The following is a 21,167-nucleotide window of genomic DNA, read 5'->3' on the forward strand; positions in this document are numbered from 1 at the left end:
GGCGGGGGAGCGGTCGATGGTGAGAGGTGTGGCATGAGAAGTCAGGTGCCCGTCGACGACGGCCCGACGCCCCAGGACACCCAGCCGTGGCGGGATCCGCGACGCTCACCCGCGCAACGGGCCGACGCGCTGGTCCCGGTCATGTCGCTGGAGGAGAAGATCGCCCAGCTCGTCGGGGTCTGGGTCGGCGCGGAGGCCTCCGGCGAGGGGGTCGCCCCGCACCAGGCCGACATGATCGACGGGGCCCCGCCGTGGAGTGACATCATCCGGTACGGGCTCGGGCAACTGACCCGGCCGTTCGGCACCGCGCCGGTCGACCCCGTCGTGGGCGCCCGCTCGCTGGCCGCCTCCCAGGCGCAGATCGCCGCGGCGAGCCGGTTCGGCATCCCGGCCCAGGTGCACGAGGAGTGCCTCACCGGGTTCGCCGCCTGGCGGGCCACGGTCTATCCGACCCCGCTGGGCTGGGGCGCGTCCTTCGACCCCGCGCTGGTCGAGGAGATGGCCGGTCGAATCGGCCGGTCGATGCGGGCCGCCGGCGTCCACCAGGGACTCGCCCCGGTACTCGACGTCACCCGGGACTACCGGTGGGGACGCACCGAGGAGACCATCGGCGAGGATCCCTACCTGGTCGGGACGACCGGTGCGGCGTACGTGCGGGGCCTGGAACGGGCCGGTGTCGTCGCCACCCTCAAGCACTTCGCCGGCTACTCCGCCTCCCGGGGCGGCCGGAACCTCGCCCCGGTGTCGATGGGCCACCGGGAGCTGGCCGACGTCATCCTGCCGCCGTTCGAGATGGCGCTGCGCCTCGGTGGGGCCCGCTCGGTGATGCACTCGTACGCCGAGATCGACGGCCTGCCCGTCGCCGCCGACGAAGGGCTGCTCACCCGGCTGCTGCGTGACGAGTGGGGGTTCACCGGCACCCTCGTCGCCGACTACTTCGCGGTGCGGTTCCTGGAGACCCTGCACGGGGTGGCCGCCGACGCCGCCGACGCCGCCCGACTCGCCCTGCGCGCCGGCATCGACGTGGAACTGCCCACCGTGGACGCCTTCGGCGAACCGCTGGTGGCGGCGGTGCGGGCCGGCGAGGTCGACGAGGCGCTGATCGACCGCGCGCTGCGCCGGGTGCTGATCCAGAAGATCGAGCTGGGGCTGCTCGACGCGGACTGGCAGGAACTGCCCGAGGACGTGGAAAACCTACGCCTCGACGACGAGACCAGCCGGGACGTCGCCGTCCGGCTGGCCCGCGAGTCGGTGGTGCTGCTGCGCAACGACGGCGTGCTGCCGCTCGCCCCCGACCTGCGGGTCGCCCTGGTCGGCCCGGTCGCCGACGACCCGATGGCCCTGCTCGGCTGCTACTCCTTCCCCAACCACGTCGGCGTCCGGCACCCGGAGCACGGGTTGGGCCTGGAGATCCCCTCGCTGCGCGACGAACTCACCCGGTTGGTTCCCGGCCTCGTGCACGAGCCGGGCTGCGCCATCACCGACGGGGACACCTCCGGCATCCCGGCGGCGGTCGCCGCGGCGGCGGCGGCCGACGTGTGCGTGCTCGCCGTCGGCGACCGCGCCGGCATGTTCGGCCGGGGCACCTCCGGCGAGGGCTGCGACGCCGACGACCTGCGGCTGCCCGGCGTCCAGGCCGACCTGGTCCGGGCCGTGCTCGACACCGGCACGCCGGTGGTCCTGGTGCTGATGACCGGCCGGCCCTACGCGCTCGGCCCCGACCACGACCGGGCCGCCGCCGTCGTCCAGGCGTTCTTCCTCGGCCAGCGCGGCGGGCAGGCGCTCGCCGAGGTGCTCACCGGCGCGGTGAACCCGTCCGGGCGGCTACCGGTCAGCGTCCCCCGCGACGCGGGTGGCCTGCCGGGCACCTACCTGACGCCGCCGCTGGGCCGACGCTCCGAGGTCTCCTCGATCGACCCCACCCCGGCGTACCCGTTCGGCCACGGGTTGAGCTACACCACCTTCGCGTGGACCGACCCGGTGGTGCCGGGCGTCGGGCCGGCCGACGGGCCGCCGGCCTGGCCGGTCGACGGCGAGACGACGGTACGGATCACCGTGCGCAACACCGGGCACCGGGCCGGCACCGAGGTGGTCCAGCTCTACCTGCACGACCCGGTGGCGCAGACCACCCGGCCCGTGGTCCGGCTGGTCGGCTTCGCCCGGGTGCCGCTGGACCCCGGCGCGGCGGCGCACGTCAGCTTCACCGTGCCGGCCGACCTCACCTCGTTCACCGGGCGCGACGGCCGGCGCATCGTCGAACCCGGCGACGTCGAGCTGCGGTTCGGCCGCTCCAGCGGCGACACCGCGGCGGCCCTGCCGCTGCGCCTGACCGGCGACGAACGTCAGGTCGGCGTCCAGCGGCACCTGCTCACGTCGGTACGGGTCGAGCCCGTCGCGACCGGCCCGCACGCCGGATAGGAGGCCGAGGATGACATCCGAGACGTTACGGCCGCCCCCGGCGACCCCGGGACAGGCGGCGGCGAACCCGGCCCCGCGACGCCGTCGCCGACGCTCCTGGCGGCGGTCCCTGCGTCGGGACTGGCAGCTCTACTCGCTGGCCGTCGTGCCGCTGCTGTTCTTCCTGGTGTTCCGCTACCTGCCGATGATCGGCAACGTGATCGCGTTCCGCCGGTTCAGCCCCGGCGGCAGCGTCTTCGGCGAATACTGGGTGGGCCTGCGGTACTTCCGGCTGTTCCTCGCCGACCCCACCTTCTGGCAGGTGTTCACCAACACCCTGGTCCTGGGCACGCTGACCCTGCTGTTCTGCTTCCCACTGCCGATCGTGCTGGCGCTGCTGCTCAACGAGGTCCGGGCCCGCCGGCTCAAGCGGTTCGTCCAGTCGGTGTCCTACCTGCCGCACTTCCTGTCCATCGTGATCGTCGCGGCGATGGTGATGCAGTTGCTGTCGATGGACGGCTCGGTCAACCAGCTGGTCCGGGGTCTCGGCGGGGAGGGCGTGCCGTTCCTGCAGCAGCCGGGCTGGTTCCGGGCCATCTACGTCTCCTCGGAGGTCTGGCAGACCGTCGGCTGGGGGACGATCCTCTACCTGGCGGCACTCACCACCATCGACGAGAACCTCTACGAGGCGGCCCGCATCGACGGGGCCAACCGGTGGCGGCAGACCTGGCACGTCACGCTGCCCGGGATCCGGCCGACGATGGTGACCCTGCTGATCCTCAACATCGGCACCTTCATGGCCGTCGGGTTCGAGAAGATCCTGCTGCTGTACAACCCGTTGACGTACCCGACCGCCGACGTGATCTCCACGTACCTGTTCCGGTTGGGCTTCGAGTCGAGCAACTTCAGCTACGCCGCCGCCATCGGCCTGTTCGAGGCGGTGATCGGGCTGATCCTGGTCCTCGGGGCGAACACCATCTCCCGGCGTACGGTCGGGACGAGCCTGTGGTGACCGTGGCCCCCGGCACGGCCGGCCCGAAGACGACACCACCCGCGCGGGCCCGCCGGTCGCGGGGCATCCGGCCCACCCGGGGTTACCGGGTGTTCCAGGCGGTCAACGGGGTCGTGCTGACCCTCGTGGTGATCGTGACGCTCTACCCGTTCGTCAACATCGTGGCCCGGTCGCTCAGCGACGAGGCGCCGATCATCGCGGGCCGGGTCAACCTCGTCCCGCAGGGCTTCAACCTCACCGCCTACCGGTTGGTGATGTCCGACCCGATGTTCTGGACCAACTACCGCAACACCGTGGTCTACACCGTCGTGGCCACCGCCATCTCGATCGTGCTGACCACCTGCTACGCGTACGTGTTGTCCAAGCACCAGCTCCGAGGGCGTGGGGTGCTCGTCGGGATCGCCGTGTTCACCATGTTCTTCTCCGGCGGGCTGATCCCCAACTATGTGCTCATCACCAGCCTGGGGATGAAGAACAGCATCTGGGCGGTGGTGCTGCCCAACGCGATCAACGTGTTCAACCTGCTGGTGATGAAGGCGTTCTTCGAGAGCCTGCCGGTCGAGTTGGAGGAGGCCGCCGCCGTCGACGGGCTCAGTACGTACGGCACCCTGCTGCGGATCGTGTTGCCGCTGTCCAAGGCGATCATCGCCACGATGCTGCTGTTCTACGCGGTGTCCTTCTGGAACTCCTGGTTCACCGCGTTCCTCTACCTGGACCAGCAGGACCTGCTCCCGGTCACGGTCTACCTGCGCAACCTCATCGCCGGGGCGACCGGGGCGCAGTCGGCAGGCGGTGTCGCCGAGTCCGACGCGGTGCAGGCGGCGGCCACCATCCAGGCCGTGACCATCGTGCTCACCACCCTGCCGATCCTCGCGGTCTACCCCTTCATCCAACGGTTCTTCGTGTCCGGCGTGATGCTCGGCGCGGTCAAGGGGTAGCCCGACCGTTCCACTCCACCGCACCCCCACACCACCCGATCGAAAGGACGAGCCATGTTCCACAGGACGTGGCGCCGCGTGGCGATAGCCACTGCCGGGCTGCTCACCCTCACCCTCGTCGGGGCCTGCTCCGATGACGCCCCGGAGGCCAAGAACCTCGACGGCAACCGGGCCGGCGCGATGGCCGACTACGGGATCGACAAGCAGTTCAAGGCCACCGAACCGCTGTCCTTCTCCATCCTCTACAACAACCATCCGAACTATCCGCTCAAGGACGACTGGTTGTTCTGGTCGGAGCTGACCAAGCGGACCAACGTCAAGCTCGCCCCGGTTGCCGTGCCGCTGAGCGACTACGAGCAGAAGCGCAGCCTGCTGATCGGTGCCGGCGACGCCCCACTGATCATGCCGAAGACCTATCACCCGCAGGAGAACGCCTTCGTCTCCTCCGGCGCGATCCTGCCGGTGAGCGACTACCTGGACCTGATGCCCAACCTCAAGGACAAGATCGCCAAGTGGAACCTCCAACCGGAGTTCGACACGCTGCGACAGTCCGACGGCAAGTTCTACCTGCTGCCCGGCCTGCACGAGAAGCCGTGGGCGGAGTACTCGATCGCGGTGCGTACCGACATCCTCCAGCAGCTCAACCTCCAGATCCCCAAGACCTGGGACGAGCTGTACACCGTGCTCAAGGCGATGAAGGCGCGCTACCCCGACTCGTACCCGTACTCGGACCGGTGGAGCAAGCCGAACCCGGGCGGTGAGCTGCTGAGCATCGTCGGCGCCGCGCACGGCATCCGGACCGGCTGGAGCTGGAACCCCGCCACCTGGGACCCGGCGGCGAAGAAGTTCGTCTACACCGGCGCCACCGAGCAGTACAAGCAGGTGATCGTCTACCTCAACAAGCTGGTCGCCGAGAAGCTGCTCGACCCGGAGAGCTTCACCCAGACCGATGAGCAGGCCAGGCAGAAGCTCGCCAACGGCAAGTCCTTCGTCATCGGCAGCAACGCCCAGACCCTGGTCAACGACTACCGCCCCGACCTGGCCAAGACCCTGCCGAACGCCAAGCTGACGAAGATCCCGCTGCTGGTCGGCCCGGCCGGCGAGATCAACCCGGCCAGCCGGCTGGAGAACGGCATCATGATCTCCAAGAAGGCCCGGGACAGCAAGAACTTCGTGGCGATGATGCAGTTCATCGACTGGCTGTACTACTCCGAGGCCGGCGAGGAGTTCGCCAAGTGGGGCGTCGAGGGCACCACCTTCACCAGGGACGCCGCTGGCAAGTACACCCTGAACCCCGACGTCGACATGATCGGGCTCAACCCCAAGGGCAGCAAGCACCTGCAGAAGGACTTCGGCTTCGGCAACGGGGTGTTCTCCTACGGCGGCAAGCTCGACCTGGTGCAGTCGTTCTTCTCGCCGGAGGAGATGGAGTTCCAGAAGGTGATGAACGCCCGGACGCCGCTGCCGGTGGACCCGCCGGCCCCGCTCACCGACGAGGAGCGGGAGCAGGCGTCGCTGTGGGAGACCCCGCTGAAGGACCACGTCGTGCAGAACACGCTGAAGTTCATCCTCGGCCAGCGTCCCCTCACCGAGTGGGACGCCTACGTCGGTGAGCTGAAGGCCAAGAACGCCGACCAGTACATCGGCCTGGTCAACAAGGCGCACGAGCGGTTCGAGAAGGACAACGGCTGACCGACCCGGTCCGACCCGGTCCGGCCGGGCCCTGCCACGGGCCCGGCCGGACCGGTCACCGACGCGGCGACCACCGGAGGACGACCACGATGCGGATCACCGTTCCCGCCCAGCCCGTGGGGCGGCTCACCGACGCCTGGCGGCACTGTGTCGGCACCGGGCGCTTCGAGCTGGCCCTGCGCCGCGACTACCAGGACTCGCTGGCCCTGATCCAGCAGGACATCGGCTTCCGGCACATCCGCGGGCACGGCCTGCTCAGCGACGGCGTCGGTGTCCACCGTCCCTACCAGCACGGCGGCGAACGGCGGGTGCACCACTCCTTCACGTACGTCGACCAGGTCGTCGACGCCTACCTCGGGCTGGGCATCCGACCCTTCGTGGAGTTGGGCTTCATGCCCGAGGCGCTGGCCTCCGGCGAGCAGACGGTGTTCTGGTGGCAGGGCAACGTCACCCCACCCCGCTGCTGGTCGGAGTGGGCCGACCTGGTCCGCGCCACGGTGGCCCACCTGGTCGACCGGTACGGCCTCGACGAGGTGCGGGGCTGGCCGATCGAGGTGTGGAACGAGCCCAACCTGCCCGACTTCTGGCAGGGTGCGGACCGGGACGCCTACCACCGCCTCTACGAGGTCACCGCGCACGCGGTCAAGGAGGTCGACGCCGGGTTGCAGGTCGGCGGCCCGGCCATCTCACCCGGCGCGGACGACTGGCTGGAACCCTTCGCCGACTTCGTCGCCGCACGCGGCGTGCCTGTCGACTTCGTCAGCCGGCACGCCTACACCTCCGGTCCCGCCCAGCACGTACCCTTCGGCACCCACCAGACGCTGGCCCCGGCGTCGTCGCTGCTGGAGCAGTTCGCCGCGCCCCGGCGGCATCTGTACGGCACCGCCCTGGCGGAGCTGCCGGTGCACATCACCGAGTTCAACTCCTCCTACCGGCCGGACAACCCGATCCACGACACGGCCTTCCACGCCGCGTACCTGGCCCCGGTGCTGGCGGCCGGCGGTGACCTGGTCGACTCCTTCTCGTACTGGACGTTCAGCGACATGTTCGAGGAGACGGGGGTGCCGACCGCGCTGTTCCACGGCGGGTTCGGCCTGCTCACCCACCGGCAGATCAAGAAACCCACCTACCACCTGTACGCCTTCATGGCCCGCCTCGGCGACGAGGTGCTGGCGCGCGGTGCGGACCACCTGGTCACCCGGCATCCCGACGGCCGGGTCGCCGTGCTGGCCTGGGCGCCGGTGGACGTGACGGGCCACACGCCGGTGCCCGACCGGCACCCGCTGGCCCTGTCGGTGCCGGTGGGCCCGCCCGGTGCCTCGTCGGTGTTCCTGCTCCGCTCGTCGGTCAGCGAGGAGGCCGGTAACGCCTGGACCGCCTGGAGCGAGATGGGCCGTCCCCGGTCTCCCCGCCCAGGGCAGTTGGACAGCCTGCGGGAGGCCGCCGAGCCGGCCCGCTCCCACCGGGCCCTGCCGGTCACCGCCGGCCGGGTCGACCTCGACCTCACCCTGGCCCGGCACGAGGTCACCCTGGTCGAGTTGGCGGCGGTGCGCGACGAGACCCCGCCGTGGTGGGACGAGGCCCGGCTGCTCGGCGGCCCCACCGAGCGCACCCCGCCGACGAACCGGGACGAGCGGTCGTGAGCGCGCAGCCCTGGCGGGAGTTCGGCGACGGTCCACTGTCGCGGGCCGCCGCGTCGATCTACACGGTGCTCGTCGTCGGGCTGCTGCTGGCACTGGTCACCCTGCCCGGACTGGTCCCGCTGCTCCTGCTCGGCCGGGACGCCAGCAACCTGCCGCTGGTCGCGGTCTGCCTGCTCCCCGTCGGCCCGGCGGTCTCCGCCGCCCTGTACGCCCTGTACCACCAACGCCCCGACCTGACCGACCTGCATCCCGCGGCCCGGTTCTGGCAGGGCTACCGGGCCAACCTGCCGCAGGTGCTGCGGCTCTGGGTGCCGCTGCTGCTGTGGCTGACCGTCCTCGGGGTCAACCTCACCCACCTGTCCGCCGCGGGCGTCCCGGCCGGCTGGGCGGTGCCGCTGGTCGGGCTCGGCGTGCTGCTCGTGCTGATCGGCGGCAACGCCCTGGTGATCGCCTCGCTGTTCACCTTCCGCACCCGCGACGTGCTGCGGCTGGCGGTGCACTTCCTGATCCGCACCCCGGGCGTCACCGTCGGCAACCTGCTGTTGCTGGCCGCCGCCGCGGCGCTCACCGTGCTCTTCTCCGAGGCGCTGCTGGCGTTGCTGGCCGTGCTGTTCGTCGTGGCGTACCTGCGGGTCGCCACGGCGATGACCGACATCGTGCGGAAGGACTTCACCGGATGACCAGGCCCGTCACCGTCCCGGCCGGAGTGAGCGGCGCCGGGGAACCCCGGCCGCATCCCGCCTGGCTGCCGCCGGAGGCGTGGCGGCCCCTCGGCGTACGCCGGGTGCTGGTGCACGGCGACGGTCTGCTGGTCGACACGGTCTTCGCCGAGGTGGCGCAGGCCTGCGCCGCACACGGCGGACGGGTGGACCGCACCGGCACCGGCACCGACGGCGCGTCGGCGGTCGACCCCGTCGACCTGGTGCTCGCCCTGCGTGACCCGGGACCGCTGCCGTCGGCGGTGCCGGCCGCCGTCACGGCGGTCCCGGCCCCCGACGGGCCGCTCGGCGACGAGGGGTTCCTGCTGACCCGGGTCGACGACGTGACGGTGGTGCTGGCCGACGCCCCGGCCGGGCTGCTGTACGGGCTGTTCCACCTGGTCCGGCTCGGCGAGGCCGCCCACACCGGGGACCATCCGGCGCGGGCGCACCGACCCGCGCTGCGCCGCCGGATGCTCGACCACTGGGACAACGTGGCCGTGCACCCGGTGATGGGGCAGGTGGAGCGCGGCTACGCCGGCGGCTCGATCTTCTGGCGCGACGGCGGCCCGCGCGGCGACCGGGACCGGCTGCGGGCGTACGGCCGGCTGCTCGCCGCCATGGGCGTCAACGCGATCTCGGTCAACAACGTCAACGTGGGCCTGACCGAGGCGCGGCTGTTGACCGACCGGCTCGACGACGTGGTCGACCTCGCCGACCTGCTGCGCCCGTACGGCATCCGGGTGCACCTGTCGGTGACCTTCGCCGCTCCCGTGGTCCTCGGTGGCCTGCCCACCGCCGACCCCCTCGACGACGGCGTGCGGGACTGGTGGGAGAGCACCACCCGCCGGGTCTACGCGCGCATCCCCGACTTCGGCGGGTACGTGGTGAAGGCCGACTCGGAGGGGCAGCCCGGCCCGTTCAGCTACGGGCGCGACCACGCCGACGGGGCGAACCTGCTGGCCGCCGCGCTCGCCCCGCACGGGGCAGTGGTGCACTGGCGGGCGTTCGTCTACGACCACCGGCAGGACTGGCGGGACCGGACGACCGACCGGGCCCGCGCCGCGTACGACCACTTCGCCCCACTGGACGGGCGGTTCGCCGACAACGTCGTCCTCCAGGTGAAGTTCGGCCCGGTCGACTTCCAGCCCCGGGAGCCGGTGTCGCCGGTGATCGCGGCGATGCCGGCCACCCGGGTGGCGGTGGAGTTGCAGGTGACCCAGGAGTACACCGGCCAGCAGTGGCACGCGTGCTACCTCGCCCCCTGGTGGCACGAGGTGCTGGCCTTCCGGCCGTGGGGGCCGGCGGAGCGCAGCGTCACCGACGTGCTGGCGGACGTGCCCGGTCCCGGGCCGCACCGGGGTGGTGACCTGGTCGCCGTCGCCAACGTCGGTGACGACCCGTTCTGGTGCGGGCACCCGCTCGCCCAGGCCAACCTGTACGCCTTCGGGCGGCTGGCCTGGGATCCGGGCCTGGCGGCCGACGTGATCCTCGACGAGTGGATCGACCTGACCTTCCCGGCGTCGACGGTGGGTGACCCGGCGTTGGTCCGTGAGACGCTGCACGCGGTGCTCGACGACTCCTGGCGCACCTACGAGCGCTACACCGCCCCGTTGGGGGTCGGCTTCATGGTCAATCCGGCCGGTCACTACGGGCCGGGGGTGGACGGCTACGAGTACAGCCGGTGGGGCACCTACCACTTCGCCGACCGTGACGGCGTCGGCGTGGACCGGACCTGCGCGACCGGCACCGGTTTCGCCGGGCAGTACCCGCCGCCCTGGTCCCAGGTGTACGAGTCGCTGGAGCGGTGCCCGGACGAGCTGCTGCTGTTCTTCCACCACGTGCCCTACTCGCACGTCCTGCACAGCGGCGTCACCGTCATCCAGCACATCTACGACACGCACTTCTCCGGGGTGGCGGAGGTGGTGGCGATGCGGGACCGGTGGACCCGGCTCGCCGGGGTGATCGACCAGGCGGTGTACGACCGGGTCGTCGAGCGTCTCGACGAGCAGTTGCGCTGTGCGACCGAGTGGCGGGACCAGGTCAACACGTACTTCTTCCGCAAGTCCGGGGTGCCCGACGCCCGGGGCCGCCGCATCCACTGACCAGCACCGCGTATCCGGCCGGCGTGGGCCGACCCGCCGGACGCCGGGACGTGGCACGATCACGGGGGTGAGCAGCAGATCCGCCCCCGACCAGCAGCTCCGCGACCTGGCCCGGCTGCGCCGGGTGCGGGACCGCATCGACCGGGAGTACGCCCGACCGCTGGACGTCGAGGCGCTCGCCCGGGGCGTGCACATGTCGGCCGGTCACCTGAGCCGGCAGTTCCGCCGCGCCTACGGCGAGTCACCGTACTCCTATCTGATGACCCGGCGCATCGAGCGGGCGATGGCGCTGCTGCGTCGGGGCGACCTCAGCGTCACCGAGGTCTGCTTCGCGGTCGGCTGCTCGTCGCTGGGCACCTTCAGCACCCGCTTCGCCGAGCTGGTCGGCATGCCGCCGAGCAGCTACCGGACGCTTGCGGAGCAGGGGTCGGCCCAGTTGCCGCCGTGCCTGACCAAACAGGTGACCCGACCGGTCAGGAATCGAGAAGCACCCGCCACGATCATCACCTAGCGTGAGCGGCATGGATCTCACCATCGACACCTGCGTCCTGCCGCACGACGACCCGGACGCCTCGCTGGTCTTCTACCGCGACATCCTCGGCTTCGAGGTCCGCAACGACGTCGGCTCGGGCAAGATGCGCTGGATCACCGTCGGGCCACCCGGCCAGCCCGGCACGTCGATCCTGCTGGCCCCACCGGCGGTCGACCCCGGGGTCACCGACGAGGAACGCCGGACCATCGCCGAGATGATGGCCAAGGGCACCTACGGCTGGCTCATGCTGGCCACCCCCGACCTCGACGGCACCTTCGAGACGGTACAGGCCAGTGCCGCCGAGGTCGTCCAGGAGCCGATCGACCAGCCGTACGGGGTGCGCGACTGCGCCTTCCGCGACCCGGCCGGCAACCTGATCCGCGTCAAGCAGCTGCGCTGACCCCGCCCGTCCGGTGGGGTGCACGGTCAGCAGTAGGTCCAGTCGCCCCACTGGTCGGTCGGTACGTTGCAGGTGCTGCCCCGGGCCCAGGTCCCGTTGGAATAGTAGAAGTTGACGGTCACGAACCCGCGCCACCACCAGCCGTAGAGCTGACCGTAGCCGGACGAGTCGAGCGGGATCGAGGGGGAGTAGACCCAGTCGCCTGACTGGTTGTATCCCTCCAGGTAGACGAACCCGTAGGCCGGGCCGCTGTAGTTGAACGCGATCTGCTGACCGTTGGAGCCGGCCACCGCAGGCGGGGCGGCGGCGGTCACGGCGGCCATCGTGACGGCCGCACCGACAGCGATCCTGCCGATTCTCGTCGGTATCCGCATGTTCACCTCTTCTGACCGTGGCGTCGACGTGGCTGGCGGTGGCCGCAGGCGCGCGGGCCGGGTCTCCTGCCGCCGGCGGGACCGGCGGTGACCGTCAGAAGCAGGAGGTCCAGTCCGAACCGCTCTGCTCGGTCGGTACCCAGCAGGTACGGCTGTCCCGGCTGGTCCCGTCGGCGTAGTAGAAGTGCACGGTGACCCACCCCTTCCACCACCAGTCGCTCAACGCCCCGTAGCCGGTGGCGCCGAGGTAGATCGACGGGGAGGTCACGTACTGCCCGTTGTTGTTGGAGCCCTCGAGGGTGGCGCGGCCCCAGGCGGGACCCCAGTCGAAGTAGACCTGTTGCCCGTTCGAGCCGGCCCGGGCCGGCGTCCCGGCGGACAGGCCGCCGGCCACACCCACCGCCACCGCGACTGTCGTGGCGAGGAGCCGGCCCGTCCGGGCCCGGCCCGCGCCGGTCCGTGCTGTCGTCATGACACCATCCTCACCCTACTGTGGCCGCCTGTGTACGTACGGTAGACCCCGGCGGGGTGGATGCCCAGACGTCCCCGGCGGTCCCGCGCTCACCAGGGGTGGACGGTGCCGTCCTCCAGCCGGTTGACCGGCAGGTACGCCGGGGCGTACGGGTAGCGGGCCGCCGCCTGTTCGTCGATGTCCACCCCGAGGCCGGGGGTTTCCGCCGGGTGCAGGTAGCCGTCGGCGTAGTGGTAGCCGTGCGGGAAGACCTCGTCGGTGGCGTCGGTGTGCCGCATGTACTCCTGCAGCCCGAAGTTGGGGATGGCCAGGTCGACGTGGAGGGCGGCGGCCATGCAGACGGGGGAGAGGTCGGTGGCCCCGTGCGAGCCGCTGCGCACGTGGTGCAGCGCCGCCAGGTCGAAGATGCGTCGCAGGTGGGTGATCCCACCGGCGTGCACCACCGTGGTGCGGATGTAGTCGATGAGCTGTTCCCGGATGAGCTGGGCGGCGTCCCAGATGGTGTTGAACACCTCGCCGACGGCGACCGGGGTGGTGGTGTGCTGCCGGATCAGCCGGAAGCCCTCCGGCAACTCGGCGGGGACCGGGTCCTCCATCCAGGTCAGCGCGTACGGCTCCAGGCTCTTGCCGAGCCGGGCGGCCTCGATCGGGCTGAGCCGGTGGTGCACGTCGTGCAGCAGCCGCAGGGTGGGGCCGAACTCGTCGCGTACCCGGGCGAAGACCGTCGGGACGTGCGCGAGGTAACGCGCGGTGGACCAGGTGGCCTCGCTGGGCAGGGCCGCGTCGGCCGGCTCGTAGAACAGCTTGTCGGTGCTGACCCCGTAGGTCTTGGGTAGGCCGGGCACGCCGCACTGCACCCGGACGGCCCGGTAGCCGAGGTCGACGTAGCGGGCGACCTCGACCAGCACGTCCTCGACGGTCTCGCCGTTGGCGTGCCCGTAGACGGTGACCCCGTCGCGGGACCGGCCGCCGAGCAGCTGGTAGACCGGCAGGCCGGCGACCTTGCCCTTGATGTCCCACAGCGCGGTGTCCACGGCGGCGATGGCGCTCATCGTCACCGGCCCCCGTCGCCAGTAGGCGCCCTGGTAGAGGTACTGCCAGGTGTCCTCGATCCGGGCGGGGTCCCGCCCGATCAGCAGCGGCACCACGTGGTCGCGCAGGTAGGACGCGACGGCCAGCTCGCGGCCGTTGAGGGTGGCGTCCCCGACGCCGGTGACCCCCTCGTCGGTGACGATCTTGAGGGTGACGAAGTTGCGGCCCGGGCAGGTGACGATGACCCGGGCGTCGACGATCCGCACACGGCCTCCTTCGGGTGGCGACGAAGGCCGTGTGGTCCGCCGCGCGGACGAAGGCCGTGGTCCGTTCCGCGTGGGTGGCCGGTAGGCGGCGACGACGCCGGATGGCATCCGTCGTCGCCCGTCCGGCCCGGCTGTCGGCCCGCCACGTGGTCGCCCCGAAGTCTGGAACCGCCCGCGCGGGCGTGTCAAGGGCCGGCCCGGACGAAGGGATGTGACCGCTCACCTGGTCGTCGCATGCCGGCTGCTCGATGGCTGGTCGCAGCGGTGATGGTGGATGCCGTGCCGGGGCCGCTCAGGATGGTTACGGCAGTGTTACATGGATGCGCCTTGACGGATTCCATGTGAGCGCTAACACTTGCCCCCAACGATTGAACGGAGAACGGCATGGATGCAGGCGCGAACCCGCAGGACCGGTACGTCGTCGGCGTCGACTACGGCACGCTGTCGGGTCGGGCGCTGGTGGTGCGGGTCGGCGACGGCGCCGAGCTGGGCACGGCGGTGCACGAGTACCGCCACGCGGTGATGGAGACGACGCTCGCCGCCGACGGCCAGCCCCTGCCGGCCGACTGGGCGCTGCAGGACCCGGACGACTACCGCGAGGTGCTGCGCGAGGCGGTACCCGCCGCGCTCGCCGCGAGCGGCGTCGACCCGGCCCAGGTGGTCGCCATCGGCATCGACTTCACCGCCTGCACCGTGCTGCCCACCCTGGCCGACGGCACGCCGCTGTGCGAGCTGCCGGACCTGCGTACCCGCCCGCACGCCTGGGTGAAGCTGTGGAAGCACCACGCCGCCCAGCCGCAGGCCGACCGGATCAACGCGCTGGCCCACTCCCGGGGCGAGTCCTGGATCGGCCGCTACGGCGGCAAGATCTCCGCCGAGTGGCAGTACGCCAAGGGGCTGCAGCTGCTGGAGGAGGACCCGGAGGTCTACGCCCGCGCCGAGCGCTGGATCGAGGCAGCCGACTGGATCGTCTGGCAGCTGTGCGGCATCGAGACCCGTAACGTCTGTACCGCGGGCTACAAGGGGCTGCTCCAGGACGGCCACTACCCGTCCCCGGCCTACCTGTCCGCGCTGAACCCCGGCTTCGCCGACTTCGTCGCCAAGATCGACGGGCCGCTGGCGCAGCTCGGCACGCGGGCCGGCGGGCTCACCGCGCAGGCCGCCGCCTGGACCGGGCTGCCGGAGGGGATCGCGGTGGCCGTCGGCAACGTCGACGCCCACGTCACCGCCGCCGCCGCGCAGGCGCTGACCCCCGGTCGGTTGGTCGCCATCATGGGCACCTCCACCTGCCACGTGGTCAACGGTACCGAGCGGGCCGAGGTCGCCGGCATGTGCGGGGTGGTCGACGGCGGGATCAGCGCCGGCTCCTGGGGCTACGAGGCCGGCCAGAGCGGCGTCGGTGACATCTTCGGCTGGTTCGTCAAGCACGCCGCCCCCGCCGGGTTCGCCTCCCACGAGGAGCTGACCGCCGCCGCCGCGGCCCAGCCCGTCGGCGCACACGGCCTGGTGGCCCTGGACTGGTGGAACGGCAACCGCTCCCTGCTGGTCAACCACGACCTCAGCGGGGTGCTCGTCGGGCTGACCCTGGCCACCCGGCCGCCGGACGTCTACCGCGCGCTGCTGGAGTCCACCGCGTACGGCACCCGCATGATCATCGAGGCGTTCGCCGAGGCGGGCGTCCCGGTCGACGAGCTGATCGTGGCCGGCGGGCTCACCAACAACAGCCTGCTGATGCAGATCTACGCCGACGTGACCCGGCGTCCGCTGGGCATCATCGGTTCGGCGCAGGGTCCGGCCCTCGGGTCGGCGATCCACGCGGCGGTCGCGGCCGGGGCGTACCCGGACGTGCCGACCGCCTCGGCGGCGATGGGCCGGGTCGACCGCGAGGTCTACCGGCCCGACCCGGAGCGGGCCCGCGCCTACGACGCGCTCTACGCCGAGTACCGCCGGCTGCACGACCACTTCGGTCGGGGCGGCGACGACGTGCTGCTGCGGCTGCGGGCGATCCGCAACGCGGCCCGCCGCCCCGCCGTCAACCCCACGGCCGACCCGACCACCCACCCCCTGGAGGTGCCGGCATGACCCTCGACCTCGACGCCGAGGTGGCCCGGCTGCGCGAGCAGGTGGCCACCCTGCACGGCGAGCTGGTGCGCTACAACCTGGTGGCCTGGACGGCCGGCAACGTCTCGGCCCGGGTGCCCGGCCGGGAGCTGATGGTGATCAAGCCGAGCGGGGTGTCCTACGACGACCTGCGGCCCGACAACATGATCGTCTGCGACCTCGACGGGGTCGTGGTCGACGGTGACCTGTCACCGTCGAGCGACACCGCCGCCCACGCCTACGTCTACCGGGCGATGCCCGAGGTCGGCGGCGTGGTGCACACCCACAGCGGGTACGCCACCGCCTGGGCCGCCTGCGGCGAGGCGATCCCGTGCCACCTCACCGCCCAGGCCGACGAGTTCGGCGGCGAGATCCCGGTCGGTCCGTTCGCGCTCATCGGCGGCGACGACATCGGCAAGGGCATCGTGGCGACCCTGTCCGGGCACCGCTCACCGGCGGTGCTGATGCGCAACCACGGCGTGTTCACCATCGGCCGGGACGCCCGCTCGGCGGTGAAGGCCGCCGTCATGTGCGAGGACGTGGCCCGGACCGCGCACCTGGCCCGGTCGCTCGGCACCCCCGTGCCGATGGCCCAGGCCGACATCGACTCCCTCTACCACCGCTACCAGAACGTCTACGGGCAACCGGGGCCGTAACCGCGGCCCCGCCCGTCCTCGCCACCGGCCGCCCCGTGCGGTCCGGTCGATCCACCGCAACCCGATGCACCACCCCTGGAAGGTCCGGTCCGTCCGGCGTGCCGTCCGGCCGGTCCTTCCCGAAGTAGCACCATCCCCCACCTCATCCCCGTACAAGGAGTCTTCACATGGCGAAGACCGGTATTACCCTCACCCGACGTGGCCTCGGCGCGATGCTCGCCGTCGGCCTGCTGGCCGGCGGACTCGCCGGCTGCGGCAACAGCGACACCGGCGGTGACGACAAGAGCGGCGGCAGCGGCAGCGGCAAGCTGGTCATCGGCTTCTCGCAGGTCGGCGCGGAGAGCGGCTGGCGCACGGCGAACACCAACTCGATCAAGGAGTCGGCCACCGAGGCCGGCTACGAGCTGAAGTTCGACGACGCCCAGGGCAAGCAGGAGAACCAGATCAAGGCGATCCGCAACTTCATCCAGCAGAAGGTCGACGTGATCGCCTTCTCGCCGGTGGTGGAGTCGGGCTGGGACACCGTGCTCAAGGAGGCCAAGGACGCCAAGATCCCGGTGATCCTGACCGACCGGGCCGTCGACTCGGCCGACAAGAGCCTCTACAAGACCTTCATCGGCTCGGACTTCGTCAAGGAGGGCAAGCTCGCCGGCGAGTGGCTGGTCAAGGAGAAGTCGGCCGCGACCGGCCCGGTGAACATCGTGGAGCTGCAGGGCACCACCGGTTCGGCCCCGGCCAACGACCGCAAGAAGGGCTTCGCCGAGGCGATCGCCGCCAACCCCAACCTGAAGGTCGTCGCCTCGCAGAGCGGTGACTTCACCCGGGCCGGCGGCAAGCAGGTCATGGAGCAGTTCCTCAAGGCCAACCCGAAGATCGACGTGCTCTTCGCGCACAACGACGACATGGGCCTGGGTGCGCTGGAGGCGATCACCGCGGCGGGCAAGACGCCCGGCAAGGACATCACCATCATCACCATCGACGCGGTCAAGGACGGCATGCAGGCGCTGGCCGACGGCAAGTTCAACTTCATCGCGGAGTGCAGCCCGCTGCTCGGCCCGCAGCTGATGGACCTGGCCAAGAAGGTCAAGGCCGGCGAGGAGGTCCCCGCCCGGGTCGAGACCGAGGAGACCACCTTCACCCAGGAGCAGGCCAAGACTGCTCTGCCCAACCGGAAGTACTGATCTGACCGGAGGCCGCCGCGTTCGGCGCGGCGGCCTCCGCTTCCGAGGAAAGGTTCGGTGGGATGTCGGATAGGCATCCGGTCCTGACGATGACCGCGATCAGCAAGCTCTTCCCCGGGGTCCGCGCCCTCGACGGCGTCGACCTCCGGCTCTTCCCCGGTGAGGTGCACGCCCTGATGGGCGAGAACGGCGCCGGGAAGTCCACCCTCATCAAAGTGCTGACCGGCGTCTACGGCACCGATTCCGGCACCATCACACTCGACGGCGACGAGGTCTCCTTCTCCGGCCCGATGCAGGCCACCGCCGCCGGGGTGAGCACCGTCTACCAGGAGGTCAACCTCCTACCCAACCTGTCGGTGGCGGAGAACATCTACATCGGCCGGGAGCCGCGCCGGCTCGGCGCGGTCAACTGGCGCGAGATGCGCCGCCGGGCGCAGGAGCTGCTGGCCCGCATCGACCTGCACATCGACGTCAGCGAACTGCTCGGCAACTACTCACTGGCCGTGCAGCAGATGGTCGCGATCGCCCGCGCCGTCGACATCCGGGCCCGGGTGCTGATCCTCGACGAGCCCACCTCCAGCCTGGACGCCGACGAGGTGGCCCAGCTGATGCGGATCATGCGGCAGCTGCGCGACGACGGCATCGCGATCATCTTCGTCACCCACTTCCTCGACCAGGTGTACGCCATCGCCGACCGGATCACCGTGCTGCGCAACGGCCGGCTCGTCGGCGAGTACCTCACCAGCGAACTGCCGCAGATCGCGTTGGTGGAGAAGATGATCGGTAAGGAGCTGGACGCCCTGGAGCGCCTCGACGAGGCGACCAGCGGCGGCGACCGGGCGGCCCTCGAACAGGGCACCCCCCTGGTGGCGGCCGACGGGCTCGGCCGGTCCGGTTCCGTCGCGCCGTTCAGCCTCACCATCCACCAGGGCGAGGTGGTCGGCCTGGCCGGCCTGCTCGGCTCGGGGCGTACCGAGGTGGCCCGGTTGTTCTTCGGCGCGGACCGCGCCGATGCCGGCCGGCTCGCCGTGGACGGTGCCCCGGTGGCGATCCGCAACCCGGTGGCCGCCATCGACCGGGACATCGCGTTCTGCTCCGAGAACCGCCGCACCGAGGGACTGGTCGGCGAGCTGTCGGTGCGGGAGAACATCATCCTGGCCATGCAGGCGGCCCGGGGCTGGCTGCGGCCGGTGCCGCGCCGCCGGCAGGACGAACTGGTCCAGCACTGGATCAAGGCGCTGAGCATCCGGCCGGCCGATCCGGAGATGCCGGTGCGCAACCTGTCCGGCGGCAACCAGCAGAAGGTGCTGCTGGCCCGGTGGCTGATCACCGAACCCCGGCTGCTGATCCTCGACGAGCCGACCCGGGGCATCGACATCGGCGCCAAGACCGAGATCCAGCGTCTGGTGGCGCAGCTGTCCGACGGCGGAATGGCGGTGCTGTTCATCTCCGCCGAGCTGGAGGAGGTGCTGCGGCTCAGCCACAAGGTCGCCGTGATGCGCGACCGGCAGCTGGTCACCGAACTCACCAACGACGACAGCCTCGATGCCGCCCGCGTCATGCAGGTCATCGCCAGCGGCAGCTCCCAGGAAGGGTCGGTGCCGGCATGAGCACCGTACGGGCCCGCGCTGCGGGCGTCACCAGCCACCGGCTGTTCTGGCCGCTCGTGGTGCTGGTGCTGCTGCTGGTCGCGAACGCCGTCTACCGGCCGAGCTTCCTGTCGATCGAGCTGAAGAACGGCCACCTCTACGGCAGCCTGATCGACATCGTCCGGCTCAGCGCCCCGCTGATCCTGGTCGCCCTGGGCATGTCCCTGGTGATCGCCACCGGCGGCATCGACCTCTCGGTGGGTGCGGTGGCGGCGGTCGCCGGTGCGGTGGCCTGCCTCTACATCAGCGAGCAGCCCGACCAGAACAGTCTGGGCGTGGTGCTCACCGCGGTGGCGCTCGGCTTCGGGGTGGCCCTGCTGCTCGGTGCCTGGAACGGCATCCTGGTCGCCGGCATCGGCATCCAACCGATCATCGCCACGCTGATCCTGATGGTGGCCGGCCGGGGCCTGGCCCAGTTGATCGCCGAAGGGCAGATCATCACCATCAACAGCGGGCCCTACAAGGTGATCGGGGTGGGGCACCTGCTGACCCTGCCGTTCGCGATCGTCATCGCCCTCGCGGTGACCCTGCTGGTGGCGGTGCTGACCCGGCGTACCGCGCTCGGCATGATCATCGAGTCGGTCGGCGGCAACGCCGAGGCCAGCCGGTTGGCCGGCATCCGTTCCCGGCGGATCACCTTCCTGGTGTACGTGGTGAGCGCCGCCTGCGCGGCCATCGCCGGGTTCATGATGACGGCGAACGTCTCCAGCGCCGACGGCAACGCGGTCGGGCTCTGGGTCGAGCTGGACGCCATCCTGGCCGTGGTCATCGGCGGCACCGCGTTGGCCGGCGGCCGGTTCTACCTCGGCGGCACGGTGGTCGGCGCGTTGCTCATCCAGACCCTCACCACCTCGGTGTACGCCATGAACATCGACCCGCAGACGTCCCTGCTGTTCAAGGCGGTCGTGGTGATCGTGGTCTGTCTCATCCAGGCCCCGGCCTTCCGGGCGCGGTTCCGCCGTCGGCGCAGCGTCCCGGTGACTCCGGTGGAGCCGGTCGGCACAGAGAAGGAGCAGGTTCCGGCATGACCACGACCCCGTTGGCCGCCCGCCCGGGCCGTGCCTGGTGGCGGGTGCCACCCCGGCACGTGCCGGTGCTCGCCACCGCAGCGCTGCTGCTGGTTATGTACTCCATCGGTGTTTCGCAGTACCAGGCGTTCTCCAACATCCAGGTCGTCTTCAACGTCTTCATCGACAACGGCTTCCTGCTGGTCGTCGCGGTGGGGATGACCTTCGTCATCCTCACCGGGGGCATCGACCTGTCGGTCGGGTCGGTGGTGGCGATGACCGCGATGGTGTCGGCCTCCCTGCTGGGCAACGGCCTGCACCCCGCCCTGGTGCTGGTGATCGCGTTGCTGCTCGGCCCGATCCTCGGGTTCGCGATGGGCTGCGTGATCCACTTCTTCGACATCCAACCCTTCATCGTCACGCTGGCCGGGATGTTCTTCGCCCGGGGGGTGTGCACCTGGATCAGCACCACCTCGATCCCGATCACCGACGGGTTCTGGACCAGCGCCGCCCAGCACCGCATCCACCTCGGCGAGAACTTCGTCTCGGTCGGCGCGCTGATCGCCGTCGCGGTGGTGGCCGTGGCGGCGGCCGTGCTGGCGTACACCCGGCTCGGGCGCAACGTGTACGCCATCGGCGGCAACCAGCAGTCCGCGCTGCTGATGGGCCTGCCGGTGGGCCGTACGAAGATCGCGGTCTACACGATCAGCGGCCTCTGCTCGGCGATCGGCGGCATCCTGCTGTCGTTCTACACCCTGTCGGGTGCCCCGCTGATCGCGGTGGGCATGGAGTTGGACGTGATCGCGGCGGTCGTCATCGGCGGCACCCTGCTCACCGGCGGCTCCGGGTACGTCTTCGGCACCCTGCTCGGGGTGCTGGTGCTCAGCATCATCCAGACGTTGATCACCTTTGACGGCACGCTCAACTCGTGGTGGACCAAGATCGTCATTGGTGGCCTGCTGTTCGTGTTCATCCTGCTCCAACGCCTCGTTGGTATCCGTACCAAGTGACCC

The 21,167-nt window shown here is 71.0% G+C and carries 18 protein-coding genes; 15 read left to right on the forward strand and 3 right to left on the reverse strand.

Translation table 11 applies throughout. The features are described 5' to 3' along the window. Positions 1–33: 33 nt before the first annotated feature. The 9 genes from AB0C22_RS08850 to AB0C22_RS08890 all read left to right on the forward strand — a co-directional run bounded on the left by AB0C22_RS08850 (position 34) and on the right by AB0C22_RS08890 (position 11,417). Positions 34–2,418, forward strand: a complete 2,385-nt coding sequence (locus tag AB0C22_RS08850; protein ID WP_357534339.1) for a glycoside hydrolase family 3 N-terminal domain-containing protein — start codon at positions 34–36, stop codon at positions 2,416–2,418. A gap of 10 nt (positions 2,419–2,428) precedes the next feature. Beyond that, positions 2,429–3,409, forward strand: coding sequence for an ABC transporter permease subunit (locus AB0C22_RS08855; protein WP_244252070.1), 981 nt, complete (start codon positions 2,429–2,431; stop codon positions 3,407–3,409). Next, on the forward strand, positions 3,406–4,347 hold the full coding sequence (locus AB0C22_RS08860) for a carbohydrate ABC transporter permease (protein ID WP_308290793.1): 942 nt from the start codon (positions 3,406–3,408) through the stop codon (positions 4,345–4,347). The genes AB0C22_RS08855 and AB0C22_RS08860 overlap by 4 nt, the downstream gene beginning before the upstream one ends. Before the next feature lie 78 nt (positions 4,348–4,425). After that, positions 4,426–6,039, forward strand: a complete 1,614-nt coding sequence (locus AB0C22_RS08865) for an extracellular solute-binding protein (protein ID WP_308290792.1) — start codon at positions 4,426–4,428, stop codon at positions 6,037–6,039. An 89-nt stretch (positions 6,040–6,128) separates the two neighbouring features. Further along, positions 6,129–7,682, forward strand: coding sequence for a xylan 1,4-beta-xylosidase (locus AB0C22_RS08870; RefSeq protein ID WP_357534342.1), 1,554 nt, complete (start codon positions 6,129–6,131; stop codon positions 7,680–7,682). Then, positions 7,679–8,362, forward strand: coding sequence for a DUF624 domain-containing protein (locus AB0C22_RS08875; RefSeq protein WP_219462794.1), 684 nt, complete (start codon positions 7,679–7,681; stop codon positions 8,360–8,362). Before AB0C22_RS08870 ends, AB0C22_RS08875 begins: the two co-directional genes overlap by 4 nt. Continuing rightward, positions 8,359–10,485 (forward strand): alpha-glucuronidase, encoded by a 2,127-nt coding sequence (locus AB0C22_RS08880; RefSeq protein ID WP_219462792.1) that lies wholly within the window; start codon positions 8,359–8,361, stop codon positions 10,483–10,485. The genes AB0C22_RS08875 and AB0C22_RS08880 overlap by 4 nt, the downstream gene beginning before the upstream one ends. A gap of 67 nt (positions 10,486–10,552) precedes the next feature. Continuing rightward, positions 10,553–10,996: a helix-turn-helix transcriptional regulator gene (locus AB0C22_RS08885; RefSeq protein WP_219462790.1), complete on the forward strand. Its 444-nt coding sequence runs from the start codon at positions 10,553–10,555 to the stop codon at positions 10,994–10,996. Positions 10,997–11,006: 10 nt separating this feature from the next. After that, positions 11,007–11,417 carry a VOC family protein gene (locus tag AB0C22_RS08890; protein WP_219462789.1) on the forward strand — a complete coding sequence of 137 codons (411 nt, stop codon included), beginning with the start codon at positions 11,007–11,009 and terminating at the stop codon, positions 11,415–11,417. A gap of 26 nt (positions 11,418–11,443) precedes the next feature. Here the strand turns inward: AB0C22_RS08890 and AB0C22_RS08895 are convergent, their stop codons facing one another. The 3 genes from AB0C22_RS08895 to manD form a co-directional block, all read right to left on the reverse strand. Further along, entirely contained in the window at positions 11,444–11,731 is a 288-nt protein-coding gene (locus AB0C22_RS08895) for a hypothetical protein (protein ID WP_219462787.1), read from the reverse strand. 154 nt (positions 11,732–11,885) lie between these two features. Further along, complete coding sequence (locus AB0C22_RS08900; protein ID WP_219462785.1) at positions 11,886–12,263, reverse strand: hypothetical protein; 378 nt, start codon at positions 12,261–12,263, stop codon at positions 11,886–11,888. An 89-nt stretch (positions 12,264–12,352) separates the two neighbouring features. After that, a complete protein-coding gene (manD, locus tag AB0C22_RS08905) occupies positions 12,353–13,561 on the reverse strand; it encodes a D-mannonate dehydratase ManD (RefSeq protein WP_219462783.1) in 1,209 nt (402 codons plus the stop codon). A 384-nt stretch (positions 13,562–13,945) separates the two neighbouring features. Here manD and araB point away from each other — a divergent pair, with 384 nt between their 5' ends. From araB to yjfF, 6 genes are all read left to right on the forward strand, one after another. Then, complete coding sequence (gene araB, locus AB0C22_RS08910; protein WP_357534346.1) at positions 13,946–15,643, forward strand: ribulokinase; 1,698 nt, start codon at positions 13,946–13,948, stop codon at positions 15,641–15,643. Then, on the forward strand, positions 15,640–16,317 hold the full coding sequence (locus tag AB0C22_RS08915) for an L-ribulose-5-phosphate 4-epimerase (protein WP_219462775.1): 678 nt from the start codon (positions 15,640–15,642) through the stop codon (positions 16,315–16,317). Before araB ends, AB0C22_RS08915 begins: the two co-directional genes overlap by 4 nt. A gap of 167 nt (positions 16,318–16,484) precedes the next feature. Further along, complete coding sequence (locus AB0C22_RS08920) at positions 16,485–17,498, forward strand: ABC transporter substrate-binding protein (protein ID WP_219462773.1); 1,014 nt, start codon at positions 16,485–16,487, stop codon at positions 17,496–17,498. Between the two features lie 62 nt (positions 17,499–17,560). Next, positions 17,561–19,108 carry a sugar ABC transporter ATP-binding protein gene (locus tag AB0C22_RS08925; RefSeq protein WP_219462771.1) on the forward strand — a complete coding sequence of 516 codons (1,548 nt, stop codon included), beginning with the start codon at positions 17,561–17,563 and terminating at the stop codon, positions 19,106–19,108. Further along, positions 19,105–20,175 carry an ABC transporter permease gene (locus AB0C22_RS08930; RefSeq protein WP_208566692.1) on the forward strand — a complete coding sequence of 357 codons (1,071 nt, stop codon included), beginning with the start codon at positions 19,105–19,107 and terminating at the stop codon, positions 20,173–20,175. Before AB0C22_RS08925 ends, AB0C22_RS08930 begins: the two co-directional genes overlap by 4 nt. Next, positions 20,172–21,164 carry a galactofuranose ABC transporter, permease protein YjfF gene (gene yjfF / locus AB0C22_RS08935; RefSeq protein WP_219462770.1) on the forward strand — a complete coding sequence of 331 codons (993 nt, stop codon included), beginning with the start codon at positions 20,172–20,174 and terminating at the stop codon, positions 21,162–21,164. Before AB0C22_RS08930 ends, yjfF begins: the two co-directional genes overlap by 4 nt. The last annotated feature ends 3 nt before the right edge of the window (positions 21,165–21,167 follow it).

Origin of the sequence: Micromonospora sp. NPDC048894, from assembly GCF_040649765.1 — a bacterium.
GTDB classification, from domain to species: domain Bacteria; phylum Actinomycetota; class Actinomycetes; order Mycobacteriales; family Micromonosporaceae; genus Micromonospora; species Micromonospora antibiotica.

Excerpts from the sequence above, each read along its gene's own strand:
- AB0C22_RS08850 (WP_357534339.1), top strand. The coding sequence starts at position 34 with ATGAGAAGTCAGGTGCCCGTCGACGACGGCCCGACGCCCCAGGACACC.
- AB0C22_RS08855 (WP_244252070.1), top strand. The coding sequence starts at position 2,429 with ATGACATCCGAGACGTTACGGCCGCCCCCGGCGACCCCGGGACAGGCG.
- AB0C22_RS08870 (WP_357534342.1), top strand. The coding sequence starts at position 6,129 with ATGCGGATCACCGTTCCCGCCCAGCCCGTGGGGCGGCTCACCGACGCC.
- AB0C22_RS08880 (WP_219462792.1), top strand. The coding sequence starts at position 8,359 with ATGACCAGGCCCGTCACCGTCCCGGCCGGAGTGAGCGGCGCCGGGGAA.
- AB0C22_RS08890 (WP_219462789.1), top strand. The coding sequence starts at position 11,007 with ATGGATCTCACCATCGACACCTGCGTCCTGCCGCACGACGACCCGGAC.
- AB0C22_RS08900 (WP_219462785.1), bottom strand. The coding sequence starts at position 12,263 with ATGACGACAGCACGGACCGGCGCGGGCCGGGCCCGGACGGGCCGGCTC.
- araB (WP_357534346.1), top strand. The coding sequence starts at position 13,946 with ATGGATGCAGGCGCGAACCCGCAGGACCGGTACGTCGTCGGCGTCGAC.
- AB0C22_RS08915 (WP_219462775.1), top strand. The coding sequence starts at position 15,640 with ATGACCCTCGACCTCGACGCCGAGGTGGCCCGGCTGCGCGAGCAGGTG.
- AB0C22_RS08920 (WP_219462773.1), top strand. The coding sequence starts at position 16,485 with ATGGCGAAGACCGGTATTACCCTCACCCGACGTGGCCTCGGCGCGATG.
- AB0C22_RS08925 (WP_219462771.1), top strand. The coding sequence starts at position 17,561 with ATGTCGGATAGGCATCCGGTCCTGACGATGACCGCGATCAGCAAGCTC.
- AB0C22_RS08930 (WP_208566692.1), top strand. The coding sequence starts at position 19,105 with ATGAGCACCGTACGGGCCCGCGCTGCGGGCGTCACCAGCCACCGGCTG.
- yjfF (WP_219462770.1), top strand. The coding sequence starts at position 20,172 with ATGACCACGACCCCGTTGGCCGCCCGCCCGGGCCGTGCCTGGTGGCGG.